Origin of the sequence: Vibrio sp. SCSIO 43136 (assembly GCF_023716565.1) — a bacterium.
GTDB lineage: Bacteria > Pseudomonadota > Gammaproteobacteria > Enterobacterales > Vibrionaceae > Vibrio.
The window spans coordinates 1058566-1073565 of sequence record NZ_CP071848.1 but is presented as its reverse complement, the minus strand read 5'-3'; the positions used below and the strand labels follow the sequence as shown (position 1 = coordinate 1073565).

The following is a 15000-nucleotide window of genomic DNA, read 5'->3' as shown; positions in this document are numbered from 1 at the left end:
AAGCTCAATATAAAACAGCGTTCAAATGGAAAAGTTCCACAATTTGATAAAAATGTTAACTGTCGAGCTAGGTAACATTTCTGCTATAGGCATCAAAGTAATCCTTGTCTGTAAGGCTTATTATGAATTACTTGTTTTTGAAAGACCCTTTTGTCTTTCGCCTTTTTTATTTACGAAGTAACGGAGAGATACAAATGCAAGGATCAGTGATCCGACGGATGTATGCCGGATTCACACTCATCGTAGTGTTGTTTGTCGCGACAATCGTCATCATGCTAGGAGGCATGGATAAAATCCATTCGAACTTTGAAACAGTTTCTGAACGCTCATTACCTTTGGTTTCTTTATCAAACCAAACCAGTGTGCGTCTACTTTCTGCTGACAAGTCTTTCAAAGACTTCCTCACCACACAAAACCAAGAGCGCATGGCTAGCTCCCGTGAGAGCTTTATTGCAGCGCAAGATGCTTTTAAACAAACCCTTGCCTCTTTAGAGCAAGTGGCGGCGAATACTCCATCTATCGCTCCGCGTGTTCAAGAGCTTAAAGCACTTGAAGAGCAATACTTCACCGAAGCGGTTGAAGCGATGAACAACTACCAAGCGATGTTTGTTGCTCAAGAGCAAGTTCAGCAGTCAACACGCCGCTTCCAAAAACTGCAAACCGAACTGAACGTTGGCATGAAAGAGTATGTTGATGATCAGAATAAGATCTCGGTTAAGTTGATGGCAAAAAGCTACTTTATAAAGCTCAAAGATGCTGAAGTCGTGACTTCTGACGCCCTTGCTAGCAGCGATGCAACCTTTGTAAAGGAAGCGGTACTAAAAAACAAAAAAGCGGTTACCCACTTAAACTACGCTTACCGCGGCTTAGCGGCTCAGTTGCCAAGTTTAAAAAATGCTTTTGATGAACCAGTTGAGCAGTTCAGTCAAGATATCGGTAAGCCAGGTGGCGTACTGGATCAACACTACGCATACTTGAATGCTAAAGATGCGCTGTACAACAACATCGCAACGCTAGCGACGCAAATCGATCAGGCTATGGCACTGCTGGATACTTTCAACCAAACGGCAGAGTCACAACTACAAGGGTCACTAACCGAAGCAAGTGCGGTTTACGATGAAGGTCAACTTCAAGCGATCGCTATCGGTATAGTGGTATCTTTGATTGCTATTGGTATCGGTTGGCACATTGCTCATAGTGTTCGTGAGCCGATGACTCGCATCATGAGTGCTCTAGAGAGTCTTACCAAGAATGACATGACAGCACGCATCGAAATTCGCCGAAACAACGAATTTAGCCAAGTCGGTCGACATATCAATACACTGGCCGATAGTCTGCACGAAATCTTGCAAGAGCTTAATGAAGCGGCAGAAGATCTAACCTCAGTATCAACATCAAACCGTCAAACGTCGGTAGAAGCCCAAGAGCAACTCAATAGCCAACGTAATCAAACGGCGAATGTCGCTACGGCTATGACCGAAATGGAGCAATCAGTGAGTGAAGTGGCGCAAAGCGCTCAAAGTTCAACCGATATGGTCCGCCAAGTCGAGGCAGCCTCAGAGTCTGGTCGCCAAGTGATGAGCGCTAACATCACCACGATTAACCAGCTTGAAACTCGCCTGACTGAATCAGTCACGGCAGTCGGTGATCTTCAACGCATGAGTGCTGAAATCGGCTCTATTCTTGATGTAATCCGTAACATTGCTGAACAAACCAACCTACTAGCACTTAACGCTGCTATTGAAGCGGCCCGTGCGGGTGAGCAAGGCCGAGGCTTTGCGGTGGTTGCAGATGAAGTTCGCGTGTTGGCAATGAAGACTACTCAATCAACTTCTGAAATTGAAAGTATGATCAGTAATCTTCAATCCAGCTCTAAGGTTGCAGGCAATGTGATTGAAAGCTGTATGAACGATATGGAAGAGTCTGTCTCTCAAGCTTCTAAAGCCAACAGTGCAATGGAAGAGATCCAAGCCCTTATTCTAGAGATCAGCCAAATGAGTACCCACATTACTCAGGCAGCTGATGAGCAGCGTGTGACCACTTCTGACATCGCACGCACCTTGGAAGAGATTAATCACATCGCCAACCGCAGTTACAGCGCGATGGAACAGATTGCGTCTGTAAGTGAAGACCTCACTCAACTTTCAAGCACTCAAAGCGACATCGTTCACCGTTTTAAACTATAAGTCGGTATCACTTCGTTACACTCAGGGGCAATCTAAGCAATAGGTTGCCCTTGTTTTTTATATGGGTTGTCCTTATATCTATAGGTACTTGCTGACTTTTTCTGTTTACTTACCCACTCAAAAGTAAACAACTTCCCTTTTTCCAGCAGGTCATCATTTTTGAGGAAAAGATATGGCCGTACACGTAGGTATTATCGATCAAGACCCAGTTCGACTGATCACCCCCCTGTTTGACCAGCGCACAGTGAGTAGTCACATCGTATTCATCGGTGACGAAAGCCAACAAGATATGTATCAGCGCTTGTCATCCGTTTTGGGCAAACGTGACATAACATCCGAGTTCTATGAAATCCCCTCTGTGGTAAATACTTCCGCTATTAAGGCATCAGTTCAACAACTGGCGGAAGATTTAAAACAGCGTGGCCAAGAAGTGAAGCTAAATGCGAGCTGTGGCCTAAGACACCGACTACTGTCTGTTTATGAAGTATTTCGTACTTACCATTGGCCGATCTTTGTGGTCGAGCCATTTAGTGACAAGCTATGCTGGCTATACCCAAGCGGTGGTCCTGAGACCCACGTACAAGACAATATCCAAATCGAAGAGTATCTGACCATCTTTGGCGCACGTGCTGAATTTACTGATATCGAAATCCCTGAAAATCTCGACCGTAAACTGCACGAACTAGGCCAGCGCTGGGCAAGCAATGCGTTAGAGCTTGGGCCAGGCCTCGCAACTCTGAACTACCTAGCAACAACATGCCGAAAAGAGCAAAAGCTAGATGTGGCACTGACAGAGAAGCAGCAAGGCTATAAAGAGCTGGATATGCTCATTCAAGATTTGGTCAAGACTGAACTTGCGAGTTACAACAGCGGCATTTTAACCTTTGCTAGCGAAGACGCTCGACGTTTTTCTAATGGAGAGTGGTTAGAAACTCTAGTACATAGTACGGTCAAACAGATCCAAGACGAGATGCCAACCATTCAAGACCGCTCTCTTAACGTTCAAGTATATCGTCAACTTGGCGAGCGCGAAGTGCGTAATGAACTTGATGTAGCGACAGTTGTGAACAACAAGCTACACATCATCGAGTGTAAAACCAAAGGCATGAGAGATGATGGTGACGATACCCTTTACAAGCTCGAATCGTTACGTGACTTACTCGGCGGTATTCAGGCCCGTGCGATGTTAGTAAGCTTCCGCCCACTACGTCACAACGACATTACCCGTGCGGAAGACTTAGGATTGGCATTAATTGGCCCCGACGAGCTAAAAAACCTCAAACACTACCTAAAAGCCTGGTTCCAAGAAGCCGGCGGCTACGACGAACTAGCCTAACCCTCTGTTCTCAATAAACAAAGACTCTGTAAACCCAGAGTCTTTTTTCTTTCTCTATGCCCTTGCACCCTTTTTCCCTTAATCCCTTAAACCGATTTCCGTTTACCGTTTACCGAAACTAAAAAAGCCCAGCCTATCTAGGCTGGGCAAAAAGAAAAGTTGTGGTTGGTGCGATTAGAAGTATACGCGCGCACCTACAACAAAGTTGCTTGCTTTATCTACCACTGTTGGAGTAACAGTTACGTCAGCATTGCTGTTCTTGAAACCAGTTGTTTGACCGTCTGCGAATTGGTATTCAACAAATACGCGAGACCAAGAGTTGAACTTGTAAACCGTACCTAGGTAGAAGTTTTTACCGTTACCATCTTCATCACCAGACTCTTGCTTAACGTACTCGTAACCAGAGTAGATTGTCGCTTTGTCGTTAAGTGAATACATACCTGCTAGAGAGAATGCATTCTCATCAATTTGACCTTCTTTATCTAGACGCTCAAGTTTTGCATTGTAGTAAGTAAAGCCAACGGTTGCATCACCGATAGAGTATTCAGCTGTACCTTCAAAGTATGTGTTGCGAAGATCTGCTGTAGCTTTTTTAGTCTCAGTGATATCTGCACTTGCACCTGGATCAATCGCAGCTTCATATTCACCAATTTCATGGCCATTAGAAGTGTTACGACCACCACCAAAGTGAACGCTTAGGTCACCAAAAGAAGTACCAGCGTAAACTTCTGCTAGCTCTTGGTTAGCACCGTCGTTGTCCATACCGTAGTTAGCTGCTAGCCAGAATGCATCGCTATCGTAGTTGTACTTGATAAGAGCATCGTGACGTGCGCCAGAAAGAGTTGCGTGACGTAGACCAGAACCACCGAACCAGTATGAGTAATCAGCGCCCCAAGTTTCATCAGAAACTACCCATTGGCGACCGACTGTTACTTTACCGAAATCACCACTTACACCCATGTAGTGTAGGCGGTTATCTAGGTCTTTAGCGGCTTTCACACCGTATTCAACCTTACCGAATACGTTGATGCCTTCAACAAGAACGTACTCGCCTTTTACACCCATACGAGAAGAACCGTTTGCATACTTTAGTTCTTCACCGTCGTTTTTGTGTAGTTGTGCACGAAGCTGACCATAAAACTCGGCAGATCCTTCTTCCGACTTATAGATTTCAGCTGCGACTGCTGCGTTTGCAGCCATTAGAGATGGGATTACTACTGCTAATAGTGACTTTTTCATTTAACTATCCTGTTTACTTTTTTGTTGTTGTCCTCACCCTTCCTAGGTGAGCTCAGGAGTAAACTAGCAAAGTAATGAAACCGTAACAAGCAGCAGGATATCGCAACAAAATACCTAAAAACATCTAATTTATTTATTTTTAGATTAAAAAACCAGCAGATTGATCTAGAGTATATACTTCAAATACAATCGCGTAATTATGCAGTCTCAAATACGAAACTCGGTGATATAAAACTCACCAACCTCTTTATTAACAAGAACCCCACCAATTGCATAAATAGATAAAAACACCACCATCTAGCATTTTTACTCACACAAAATACTCCAGTAGCACGGAAAAACATCATATAAAACCCATCGGAAACTCATTATAAATGATAAATTCAATAATGAGACACAAATCACAGCACAAAAAAAACGGGCTCTAAAAGCCCGTTGTTTGTTAGGAAATTGTATCGGTCTATAGCATTTTTCTAGCAGCTTCCACTACCACTTTTATTGACCTAGCTTCCGTTTCTTTCAGTGTAGTGTGATCTGGGATCTCTTTTTGTGTACGGTTGATGATAACGCCTGCAACGCAGCCCGCTTTTAGACCCGAACTTGCACACATTGTAAGCAAAGTCGCTGACTCCATTTCAAAGTTCAGCACACCCATGTCCTGCCACTCCTGCATAGAACCTTGGAAACGACGAACCACACGACCTGAGAAAGTGTCGTAGCGCTCTTGGCCTGGGTAGAAAGTATCGCTTGATGCAGTAACACCAGTATGAACCGCCGCCCCACTCTCTTCCGCCGCAGCTTTCATCGCAGTAGCAATTTCAAAGTCTGCAACCGCAGGGAATTCCATAGGAGCAAAGTGTAAACTTGCACCATCCAAACGTACCGAGCCTGTCGTTACGATCATATCGCCAACATTAACATGCGGTTGAATCGCACCTGTTGTACCTACACGTAAGAAAGTCGTTACCCCTAATTGAGCCAGTTCTTCAACTGCAATAGACGTCGAAGGACCACCGATACCTGTAGAACATACTACCACTGGCTTGCCAGCAAGCTCAGCTCGGTAAAGCGTGTATTCGCGGTGGCTTGCTAAGAAAGTCGGGTTATCCATCTCTTCAGCAATTTTTTGTACGCGAGCTGGATCGCCAGGGATAATGGCTAGGGTTGCTCCAGCAAGATCTTCTTTATTAACGCCAAGGTGGAAAACAGTGTCAGACATATATGCTCCTTAATTACGCTATCTTTTTAATATGCGCATGGTATTAGTAGGGAATGGAGCTACTCTACATCAGCAGCCTTTATGGAATCGTGACGCAACTCACGACCACAGCCGCTGTTACATCTGTTATTACACGTTTAAACGATTTGCATCACACTTTTAACGCAAACTTGTCTAAGTTATCAGCACTTAGTGTAGTCAACACTGGTCTAAAATGACTAGGGCGTGCTGACTTTATGCCATCAACACGCCCTAGGGTACAAAGTCACAGAGTCACTTTTCCTCTCAGTTTCTCGGCTCAGCAAGCAAACGAAGTGCATTGAGTGTCACGAGCGCCGTTGCGCCACTGTCAGCTAAGACCGCAACCCATAGCCCTGTGTAACCCAATAGACTGGTCACCAAAAATACGCCTTTTAGTCCGAGCGCCAAAGCGATGTTTTGCTTAATGATGGCAAGCGTTGAGCGAGAAAGCTGTATCATAAATGGCAACTCTAACAATCGATTATGCGTTAGCGCAGCATCAGCAGTTTCCAGCGCAACGTCTGTCCCTGTGCCCATTGCGATGCCGATGGTGGCAGATTTCATCGCTGGAGCGTCGTTAATACCATCCCCGACCATAGCAACTCTATGAGTTTCGCTTAACGCTTCGACATAAGTCACTTTATCTTGTGGCATCAATCCCGCTTTAAAGCCAATACCTATCGACTCGGCCATTGCCTGAGCAGCAATTGGGTTATCTCCGGTTAGCATCAGAGTTTTAATATTCATCTGGTGCAATCTATCAACCGCACGTTTTGCATCGTCACGCAGCGTATCTTGCCAAGCAATAGCGGCAACGACTTGCTGATTGATAGTCACTACCACCACGGTTTTACCCTGATGCTCTAACCGAGCGACTGCTTCCGCCACTTGGGTCGCAAGCGGCGTGCTCACTTTTGTTGGAGATAAAATGGTCACTGCGTCACCAGAAACCAAACCACTGATTCCCGCACCAACCAAGGCCGTTTTCTCTTGTGCTGGCTCTAATACGACCTGCTTTGAGTTCGCATACTCTACCAAAGCTAAGGCCAGTGGGTGCTTTGACCCAACCTCTATCGACGCTGCATACTTAACAATGCGCTCGGCACTGTATTGGGCAAATGGCAATACATCGGTGACTTGTGGCTGGCCTTTGGTTAAGGTCCCTGTTTTATCAAAAGCGACGGTTTCAATAGAGCCGAGTAATTCCAATGCTGCTCCACCTTTAATCAAAGCCCCGTGGCGAGAAGCTGTCGCAAGGCCAGAAGTAATCGCAGCTGGTGTTGAGATAACCAAAGCGCACGGACAGGCTATCAACAACATTGCAAGGCTGCGGTAAATCCATGTTTCCCATGGCTGGGCAAATAAAGTGGGCGGGATAACCATGACTAGCAAGGCTACCAACATCATTAAAGGAGTGTACCAACGACTGAATCTATCAAGGAATCTCTCTAATGGTGCTTTGCGGGCGTCGGCTTCTTCGATGAGATGAAGAATTCGATCAACAGCGTTTTCCCCTTGCTTTGATGTGATCGTCACTTGAACGGAGCGATCTACCACGACAGAACCCGCTAAAATTGCATCTCCTTGTGATTTTTCGACCGGTACTGATTCCCCTGTTAATGCGCTTTCATCGACACTGGTTTCCCCCATCGATACAGTCCCGTCAGCGGGTAACCTGTCGCCAGCGGCAACTTCAATCACATCTCCCGGCTTTAGACTTTGTACAGACACTTGGGTCATTTTTCCATCTATCACCAAAGTGGCATTTTCCGGCACCAAAGCCATCAGAGCCTTGACCCCACTTCTTGCTCTGCCAGCAGCATAAGCTTCTAGGTTCTCTCCCAGCAAAAACAGTATCAGCACCATCGCCGCTTCCACAGTTTCACCAAGATAAAGTGCTCCGAGTGCAGCCACCGTCATCAAGGTTTCAATAGAGAAAGGTGTACCGGTTTGCGCTGACTGCCACGCCTTTTTAGCAATAGGAAGTACGCCAACAAGGCAAACTGAAGCAAAAAGGTAAGTAGCAAAGTCTGGGTACCAGTGTGAGATTAAGGTACTGATTAACATCGCCAGACTCAGGCCAATCAGAAGTGCGTTTTTCTCAAGCCAACTCCAACGTGAATGCGTTTCTGGCTTAGCAGAGTGTGATGAATTTAGAGAAAATCCGAGCTCTTGTATGGCTGAGACCACTATATTTTCACTCAGTGTTGAATCACCCCGCACAATCAGTTTTTCGGTAGCAAAACGTACATTGGCCGTGCTCACACCAGGAATTGCCAATACTGCTTTTTCTACTTTTGATGCGCATGCTGGGCAATCCATACCTGCCACTATCCAGCTAAAGCTTTGACTGGAGCCACCAGCATCGGGTTCATCGTCTTCCAAAGGTGTTTGAGACTCTGAGCAACTGTTGCTTGAACAGCACGCCGATGTTGAGCTCACAGCCGATTTGATCGCAAGGGGTGTTGCTGGTGAACAAGAAGAAATTTTAGGAGAAAAGGTAGGCTTGCTTGAACAGCAAGCCTCATGTTTTTGGCACATAGCGTTATCCTTGAAACAATAGATTCGCTATGAATATACACCTTGGAGTTAACTCCAAGGTCAAGACATAAATAGTTGTTAACGTATTCTATTTAATACCACTTGTTGATCGAGCTCTTGCTGCCACTGCGAATAATCTAGTCCTTGATCAAAGATAAACTCAGTGATCAGGTTACGAGCTCTTGCCACTAGCTCCTCTCCTTGCCACGGCTTTTCAAAATAGCTTTCTATTCTAGCTTTATTGATGGCAACAATGGTGTCTTGGTGGGTGGCTTGGCCCGTCAGCAAGACTTTCTTTAAGTGGGTAAAACGGCTGTCCATAGAGAGCTCAGTTAACAGCTCAACTCCAGTTTTTCCCGGCATAATATGGTCAGAGATGATCAATGCGATATGCTCACCATCGGCATCAAGCTCATCAATTACGTCCAGTGCTTCATCTGCCGATTCGCAATCTTCGATATTGATCCAACTCTTTAAGGGAGCCAGATCTTGCAATACCGCACCAAGCACTTCTCGCTCATCATCGACGCAAATTACATTTAGCTTTTCCATCTGTTACTCCTTATCCGATATGGCCTACGACATGCAGTACCCAAACCAAAACAAAACTCAGTAATACCCCTACCACACCAAGTATCACACCCGTTTTAGCCATCTGGCGACTCTGTACGTTACCTGTAGCGTGTGCCAATGCATTTGGTGGGGTACTGATAGGTAAAGACATGCCCAGTGAGGCGGCAAATGTTACGACCAAAATCAATGTCACCTCCCCTCCTAATGGAGCAAGTGAAGTCATTGACGCACCTAGTGCTGCCATAATTGGCATCAACAAGTTGGCAGTCGCCGTGTGTGACATAAAGTTTGCCATCAACAAACATAAGAAAGCGGCGCCAAATAGCACGATATAAGGCGAATAAGCATCAAATGGAATACTGTGAACTACCAGTTTTGCAAGACCGGTTCTGTCGAGAGCCAGCCCAAGTGCGATACCACCTGACACCAACCACAAAACATCCCACGAGATCTTCTTAAGGTCTTCTTTATTGATGATGCCTGTTAAAGAGAAAATAGCGACTGGGATCAAAGCTACCGTATACGAGTTCATGCCGTGCGCAGAACCCATCAGCCACAGCAAGATGGTGCCACCAAAGACAATATACACCGTGATCGCTTTCGGTGTTTTCAGAAACTTACCTTTGATATTAAGTTCTATTTCTTTCTGCTCAGCAGGGTACAGTGCAACAATCAAAAACCACGCTAAGGCCATCATCACCACGACAAAAGGCACACCAAACGCCATCCACTCACCAAAGGCAATGTAGTTGTCACCAACAAGATATTTCAGAGCTATCGCATTAGGGGGTGTACCGATAGGGGTACCAATACCACCGATATTGGCCGCTACGGGAATACATAGAGCAAACGCAACACGGCCTGGGTCTTTAGGGCCAAATAGTGCGATAACCGGGGTTAAGATTGAAAGCATCATTGCGGTGGTTGCGGTATTGGACATAAACATAGAGAAGATGCCAGTGATCAACATCAAACCCAACATAACGTATTTCGGGTCGCTGCCAAAAGGTCTCAACAACACCCTAGCCAAGTTCACATCAAGTCGGTATTTGGTTGCCGCCATAGCCAGAAAGAAGCCACCTAGAAACAGCATGATAATTGGGCTGGCGAAGGTTGCCATGATATCGCTGTATTTTAGAAGCTCGCCGAAGTGCGCTTCCCCTGCCCCTTGCTTGAAAAATATCAAACCTTTATCTGAGAGCAGTAGCAATTCGAGCACAATGATCACCACGGATGTGGCGTAGATAGGTATAGGCTCAAACACCCAACATAGTGCGGCAAGCAAGAAGATAGCTATCACTCGCTGCTGAATTATCGTCATGTTTTCAAAAGGAAAAGCATCCAACGGTAACAGCAAAATGATCAACGGGATCAAGAGTGGAATAATATACTTATAATAGTGGCGCATAGTCCTTTAAACATCCTTATCACGGCCAATGTGAAATCCACGCCAATTATCAACTAGTTAGCGTGGGGATGTTTTAGCGCCAGATCAATAAATATGCAATCGTTACCCTTCAGTTAAGATTTGGAGGCCGCATTGGTTGCCGTCTGACAAACTGGCTTTTGACTGGTGACCTCTTCCATCATCACTGGATCGCAGTTACAAAACGGGGTCATATTCACCGTAGTCGTTGAAGGATCAATCTCTTCGGGTTCTGGCTCAAAATCGCTCATCATAGCGTTGATATGTATGCGCAGTACCGCCAGTCCAAGCAAGCCAAACACGATACTGCCGACCGCTTGACCATATAAAACACCAAGTGCACCAAACCACTGAGCACCAACCCATACAAATGGCAAGGTCCCCAAGGTAGCTTTACCCAAATTCAGTGCTGTTGAATAGATAGGTTTACCGAGGTTATTAAAAGAGGTATTGGCAACAAACAGTGCGCCATTGAAGACAAAACTGATAGCAACATAAGTACAAAATGCCGCAACCATCACCTTGGCATCACCGGTTAGGTCAAATAAGTTAATGACTTGGTCTTGAACCAGATACAAGATCACTGCGACCGCCACACAGTACACGGTAACAAACAGCAGTGAGTTAAGTAGGGTTTCTTTTACTCGGTCAATGCGCTCTGCCCCATAGTTTTGGCCGATGATTGGCCCGACAGCGCCAGATAAAGCAAAGATCACCGCAAAAGCCACCGGAGAGATTCGACCAATCACGGCGAAACCTGCGACAAAGTTTTCACCAAACTGAGCAATACTCGAGGTCACAATAGCGTTACCAATAGGTGTGGCGGTATTGGTGATAATTGCGGGGATCGCAATGGTCAGAATCGCACGACTATCAGTGGATAGGCTCGAAAAATCTGGCCACTGCAACAAATTATGTATCCGCAGTAGCGGCAAAATAGACATCGCAAATACCGTTACCCTAGCCGCCACTGACGCCCATGCCGCCCCTTCCACATTCCAACCGAAGCCGAAGATAAATAACGGGTCAAGCACCGCATTAACGCCACCACCCGCAAGCGTCGCCCACATACTCCGCTTGGCATCACCTGCCGCCCTAAGCCCTGCGCCACTGGCCATACCTAACGCTAACAGTGGTCCACTTGGCAGAAGGATATGTAAGTAAGCCGTTGCTCGCTCTAAAGCAACGCCTTGTGCACCTATTGCAGCCAATAAAGTTTCAACATTTAGCCACATCACGCAAGTCACTACGAGACTAATGAAAAACGCCAACATCAAAGTACTGGTCGCTTTTCGCTTAGCTTTGTCTAAATCTTTCGCCCCGAGCGCTTTGGAAACCAACGCCCCCATAGCGATGGAAGTACCGATAGACACTGAGGTCGAGAAAAACAGTAAAGTGCCACCAAAGCCTACCGCCGCCGCTAATTCCACTTGGCCGAGCATACTAATAAACAGCATGTCTAATAAATCGACGGCAAACAACGCTATCAAGCCTACAGAGCCTGCTCCTGACATCGTCAGGATATGCTTCATCGTTGAGCCTTGAACAAACTTAGCTTCTTGCGCTGATGCAGCTTGGGACATGAACACCTCAATGTGTTGAACGACTAAAGGCGCTCAAAAGCGCCTTAAGGATATATTAAGTAAAATAGTTTGGATTACACTGGGTGCTGGAAGCAGTCTTTTAGATTGGCACCCACCGCACGTAGCACTTCGGTTCGAGTGATCATACCTAAATACTTGTTTCTGTCATCAACCACAGGGTACATCTTAGGTTTACCGACTTGCATCATATCAGCTAGAGCGATGATAGACATATCCGGTTTCACCGACAGCACTTCGGTATTCATGCAATCCGAAACCAAGTGAGTGTCTTGACAGTAATAACTCACTTTCACCAGTTTATCGAGCAAATCCTGTTCCGAAAGAAACCCTATAACTTCTTTACGCTCATTAATCACAGGTCCACCCATATGCTCGGATTTCATCACTTTCTCAAGTGCTGCGGTAAGTGACATCTCTTTAGTAAAAGTCACTGACTTGTGCACCATATAATCTTTGACTTGAATAGATTCCATAATATTGCTCCTTAGCCCATCTCCTGCACTGTTACCTACTAGGACGTGTTAACCAAGCAAGTTTTTTTTAATGCGTCTTCGTTGCTGGAGAATTGTTCCCCTTCACCTAAGTGTTGTCTAATTTCTTGTTTTTACTAAATCGATTTGAACAATTTTATTGATAGGTGCTTTCTATCACACAAATTTCCTTATCGATTTGGCTCAAAAGTGCAATTGAAACGGAAAAAACTGAGGCTCATGTAGGCTTTTCACGCTTTCACATAGAGATTAGTTAATTATTAATACTATACTTAGCAAAGCTTCATACACTCAAATCAATAGGATATAACACTTGTCACTCGTAATTAGGGCGCAGAGCTATGCCAGGTAGACCATTTGTATCGATAGTGAGCAAGGTCGCAAAGCAAGTCAGAGCTCCTATTTTGTTTCTTACTTTGGCGTCCGTCGTTCTATTGTCTATTGGCAGTTATTGGCTATCAGTAAACGAACTTAAGGACAATGCGACCGCACGTATTCGTTCGATCGAACTTTCCACTGCCTCTGCGATTTATAACTTTGATTTTGAGCAAATTGAAGCCATTACCTCCACCTTTGATGGTGACTCTTTATTTAGCCATTTCGCCATCTGGTCTGAAGGCGAAATGTTGGCACAAACCCACATACTCAACCAACCGAAGAAGCAACTCATCTGGAGTAATTGGGAGCATGAGTACCCGCTTTATTACAACACCGCTGAAGGTGAACGCTTACATGTGGGCACTATTGAAGCCTATGTAGACCCAACCTATTTATACCGTTTCTTTCTTCTCTACATCAGTGCTTTCTCGATAGCGATATTTGCTGTCACAGTCACTCTACTGTTTATTGTGCGTCGAGCATTCCACAACACCATCGCACACCGCTTAAGAAACCTGTCGGGTCAATTTGCATTTGTTCGTGACGACGATGATCACTTACCCCAGGTTGTGGATGAGCAAGTCAAAGAGCGTGATGAAATTTCCGAGCTAGTCGATGTCTACAACCTCTCTTCTAACAGGGCATCTAAGTACATTGAAGCAATTAACCAAAACAATGAACTATTGGGGACATTGGCGCAAAAAGACCCTCTCACGGGTAATCTAAACCGCCAAGCTTTCATCGAAACAATGGAAAGTGTGCTCACCCAGCAAGGTACTCACGGTACCGTTATCCGGGTTAACGTACAGAACTTCTCCAGCATAAACTTGAAATTTGGCCAAACTCATGGCGATAACATTCTTAAAAAGCTCAGTCAGAAGCTGATAGATAATCACCCTAAAGAAGCGGTCGTATGTCGTTTAGGTGGTGACGAGTTTTTCGTATTTTTACCTTCTAGTGCGCCTCTCCAAGGGAAAGACCTATTTGAAAACATTCGACTGGCAGTGAGTGACCTAGGACTTGACGTCAATATTGGCGTAGCTCGCCACCCACTTGATGCATCAGAACCAGAACTTCTTATCCACTGCGCAGAAATTGCTTTGCTGGAAGCTAAAGAGAAGAAGCTCGATTACTCTCACTACCACCTTAACTTTGAAGAACACCTCAAGCATAAAATCTACCTCGATAGTGTGATTGATGAACTGCTGGTCAGTCGTAATTTCCACATTTATTACCAGCCTCAGATCATGCTCGATAGTGGAAAATATTTTGGCGTAGAATCTCTCTTTAGGATGAAAGATGGTGACCAATCCTCACCATGGGAAGTGATCACTCGAGCAGAAGAAACAGGCTCCATACAGCCACTTACTTATGCCATCATTGAAAAGATATTCCAACAGTGGCAGCCGCACGGCGACAAGCTTGAACAAGATTTCACGATTGCAGTCAATATATCGCCTCAGTCTTTGGCGTCTCCAGACTTTGTATCTCGCATCCGTCATTTAGCCAATCTATACCATTTCCCATTGAACAGGCTGGTGCTTGAATTAACTGAAATCACCAAAGTAAACCAAGGCGAACAAGTCACCGCTACGCTAGATGAGCTGCGAGCTCTTGATATTCGCCTGTCGCTTGATGACTTTGGTACAGGGTTCTCCTCACTTGAATATCTATTAAGCTATGGTTTTGATGAGCTCAAGATTGATCGCAAATTTGTCATGAATATCGACTCTCGAGATCAATCTGTTCAAATCATCAAGGTCATCAAATTCCTGTGTAACACCATAGGCATGCAAGCGATCGCCGAAGGCATCGAAACCGAACAAGAAGAACAAACGTTGAAAAGCTTGGGTATCCAGATTGGGCAAGGTTTCCGCTATAGCCATGCGATCCCATTAGAGCGACTATTTGAGCTGATGGAAAAATCCCAGACTCAATCCCAGTCTTCTCGAGCCGAATGAGATACCCAAGAGTAAATACTCGCAC

Annotated in this window: 10 protein-coding genes; 3 read left to right on the top strand and 7 right to left on the bottom strand. The window is 45.3% G+C overall.

All coding sequences use genetic code 11. The features are described from left to right. Positions 1-194 precede the first annotated feature (194 nt). Together J4N39_RS05090 and J4N39_RS05085 are read left to right on the top strand one after the other, a co-directional pair. The gene (locus tag J4N39_RS05090; RefSeq protein ID WP_252022647.1) at positions 195-2186 is read left to right on the top strand and encodes a methyl-accepting chemotaxis protein; all 1992 of its coding nucleotides are present in this window, start codon (positions 195-197) and stop codon (positions 2184-2186) included. Positions 2187-2358: 172 nt separating this feature from the next. Next, complete coding sequence (locus tag J4N39_RS05085; RefSeq protein ID WP_252022644.1) at positions 2359-3522, top strand: DUF1887 family protein; 1164 nt, start codon at positions 2359-2361, stop codon at positions 3520-3522. Positions 3523-3696: 174 nt separating this feature from the next. Here the strand turns inward: J4N39_RS05085 and J4N39_RS05080 are convergent, their stop codons facing one another. The 7 genes from J4N39_RS05080 to J4N39_RS05050 form a co-directional block, all read right to left on the bottom strand. After that, positions 3697-4761: a porin gene (locus tag J4N39_RS05080; protein WP_252022642.1), complete on the bottom strand. Its 1065-nt coding sequence runs from the start codon at positions 4759-4761 to the stop codon at positions 3697-3699. Positions 4762-5221: 460 nt separating this feature from the next. Then, the gene (gene udp / locus J4N39_RS05075; RefSeq protein ID WP_252022640.1) at positions 5222-5980 is read right to left on the bottom strand and encodes a uridine phosphorylase; all 759 of its coding nucleotides are present in this window, start codon (positions 5978-5980) and stop codon (positions 5222-5224) included. A 285-nt stretch (positions 5981-6265) separates the two neighbouring features. Continuing rightward, complete coding sequence (locus J4N39_RS05070) at positions 6266-8542, bottom strand: zinc/cadmium/mercury/lead-transporting ATPase (RefSeq protein ID WP_252022638.1); 2277 nt, start codon at positions 8540-8542, stop codon at positions 6266-6268. Positions 8543-8620: 78 nt separating this feature from the next. Beyond that, positions 8621-9094 (bottom strand): response regulator, encoded by a 474-nt coding sequence (locus J4N39_RS05065; RefSeq protein ID WP_252022635.1) that lies wholly within the window; start codon positions 9092-9094, stop codon positions 8621-8623. A 10-nt stretch (positions 9095-9104) separates the two neighbouring features. Further along, entirely contained in the window at positions 9105-10523 is a 1419-nt protein-coding gene (locus J4N39_RS05060) for an SLC13 family permease (protein WP_252022632.1), read from the bottom strand. 113 nt (positions 10524-10636) lie between these two features. Then, on the bottom strand, positions 10637-12124 hold the full coding sequence (locus J4N39_RS05055; protein ID WP_252022629.1) for an MATE family efflux transporter: 1488 nt from the start codon (positions 12122-12124) through the stop codon (positions 10637-10639). 74 nt (positions 12125-12198) lie between these two features. Then, on the bottom strand, positions 12199-12618 hold the full coding sequence (locus tag J4N39_RS05050) for a CBS domain-containing protein (RefSeq protein WP_252022594.1): 420 nt from the start codon (positions 12616-12618) through the stop codon (positions 12199-12201). Between the two features lie 359 nt (positions 12619-12977). Here J4N39_RS05050 and J4N39_RS05045 point away from each other — a divergent pair, with 359 nt between their 5' ends. Next, positions 12978-14975: a putative bifunctional diguanylate cyclase/phosphodiesterase gene (locus J4N39_RS05045; RefSeq protein WP_252022591.1), complete on the top strand. Its 1998-nt coding sequence runs from the start codon at positions 12978-12980 to the stop codon at positions 14973-14975. Positions 14976-15000 lie beyond the last annotated feature (25 nt).

Excerpts from the sequence above, each read along its gene's own strand:
- J4N39_RS05090 (WP_252022647.1), top strand. The coding sequence starts at position 195 with ATGCAAGGATCAGTGATCCGACGGATGTATGCCGGATTCACACTCATC.
- J4N39_RS05085 (WP_252022644.1), top strand. The coding sequence starts at position 2,359 with ATGGCCGTACACGTAGGTATTATCGATCAAGACCCAGTTCGACTGATC.
- J4N39_RS05080 (WP_252022642.1), bottom strand. The coding sequence starts at position 4,761 with ATGAAAAAGTCACTATTAGCAGTAGTAATCCCATCTCTAATGGCTGCA.
- udp (WP_252022640.1), bottom strand. The coding sequence starts at position 5,980 with ATGTCTGACACTGTTTTCCACCTTGGCGTTAATAAAGAAGATCTTGCT.
- J4N39_RS05070 (WP_252022638.1), bottom strand. The coding sequence starts at position 8,542 with ATGTGCCAAAAACATGAGGCTTGCTGTTCAAGCAAGCCTACCTTTTCT.
- J4N39_RS05065 (WP_252022635.1), bottom strand. The coding sequence starts at position 9,094 with ATGGAAAAGCTAAATGTAATTTGCGTCGATGATGAGCGAGAAGTGCTT.
- J4N39_RS05060 (WP_252022632.1), bottom strand. The coding sequence starts at position 10,523 with ATGCGCCACTATTATAAGTATATTATTCCACTCTTGATCCCGTTGATC.
- J4N39_RS05055 (WP_252022629.1), bottom strand. The coding sequence starts at position 12,124 with ATGTCCCAAGCTGCATCAGCGCAAGAAGCTAAGTTTGTTCAAGGCTCA.
- J4N39_RS05050 (WP_252022594.1), bottom strand. The coding sequence starts at position 12,618 with ATGGAATCTATTCAAGTCAAAGATTATATGGTGCACAAGTCAGTGACT.
- J4N39_RS05045 (WP_252022591.1), top strand. The coding sequence starts at position 12,978 with ATGCCAGGTAGACCATTTGTATCGATAGTGAGCAAGGTCGCAAAGCAA.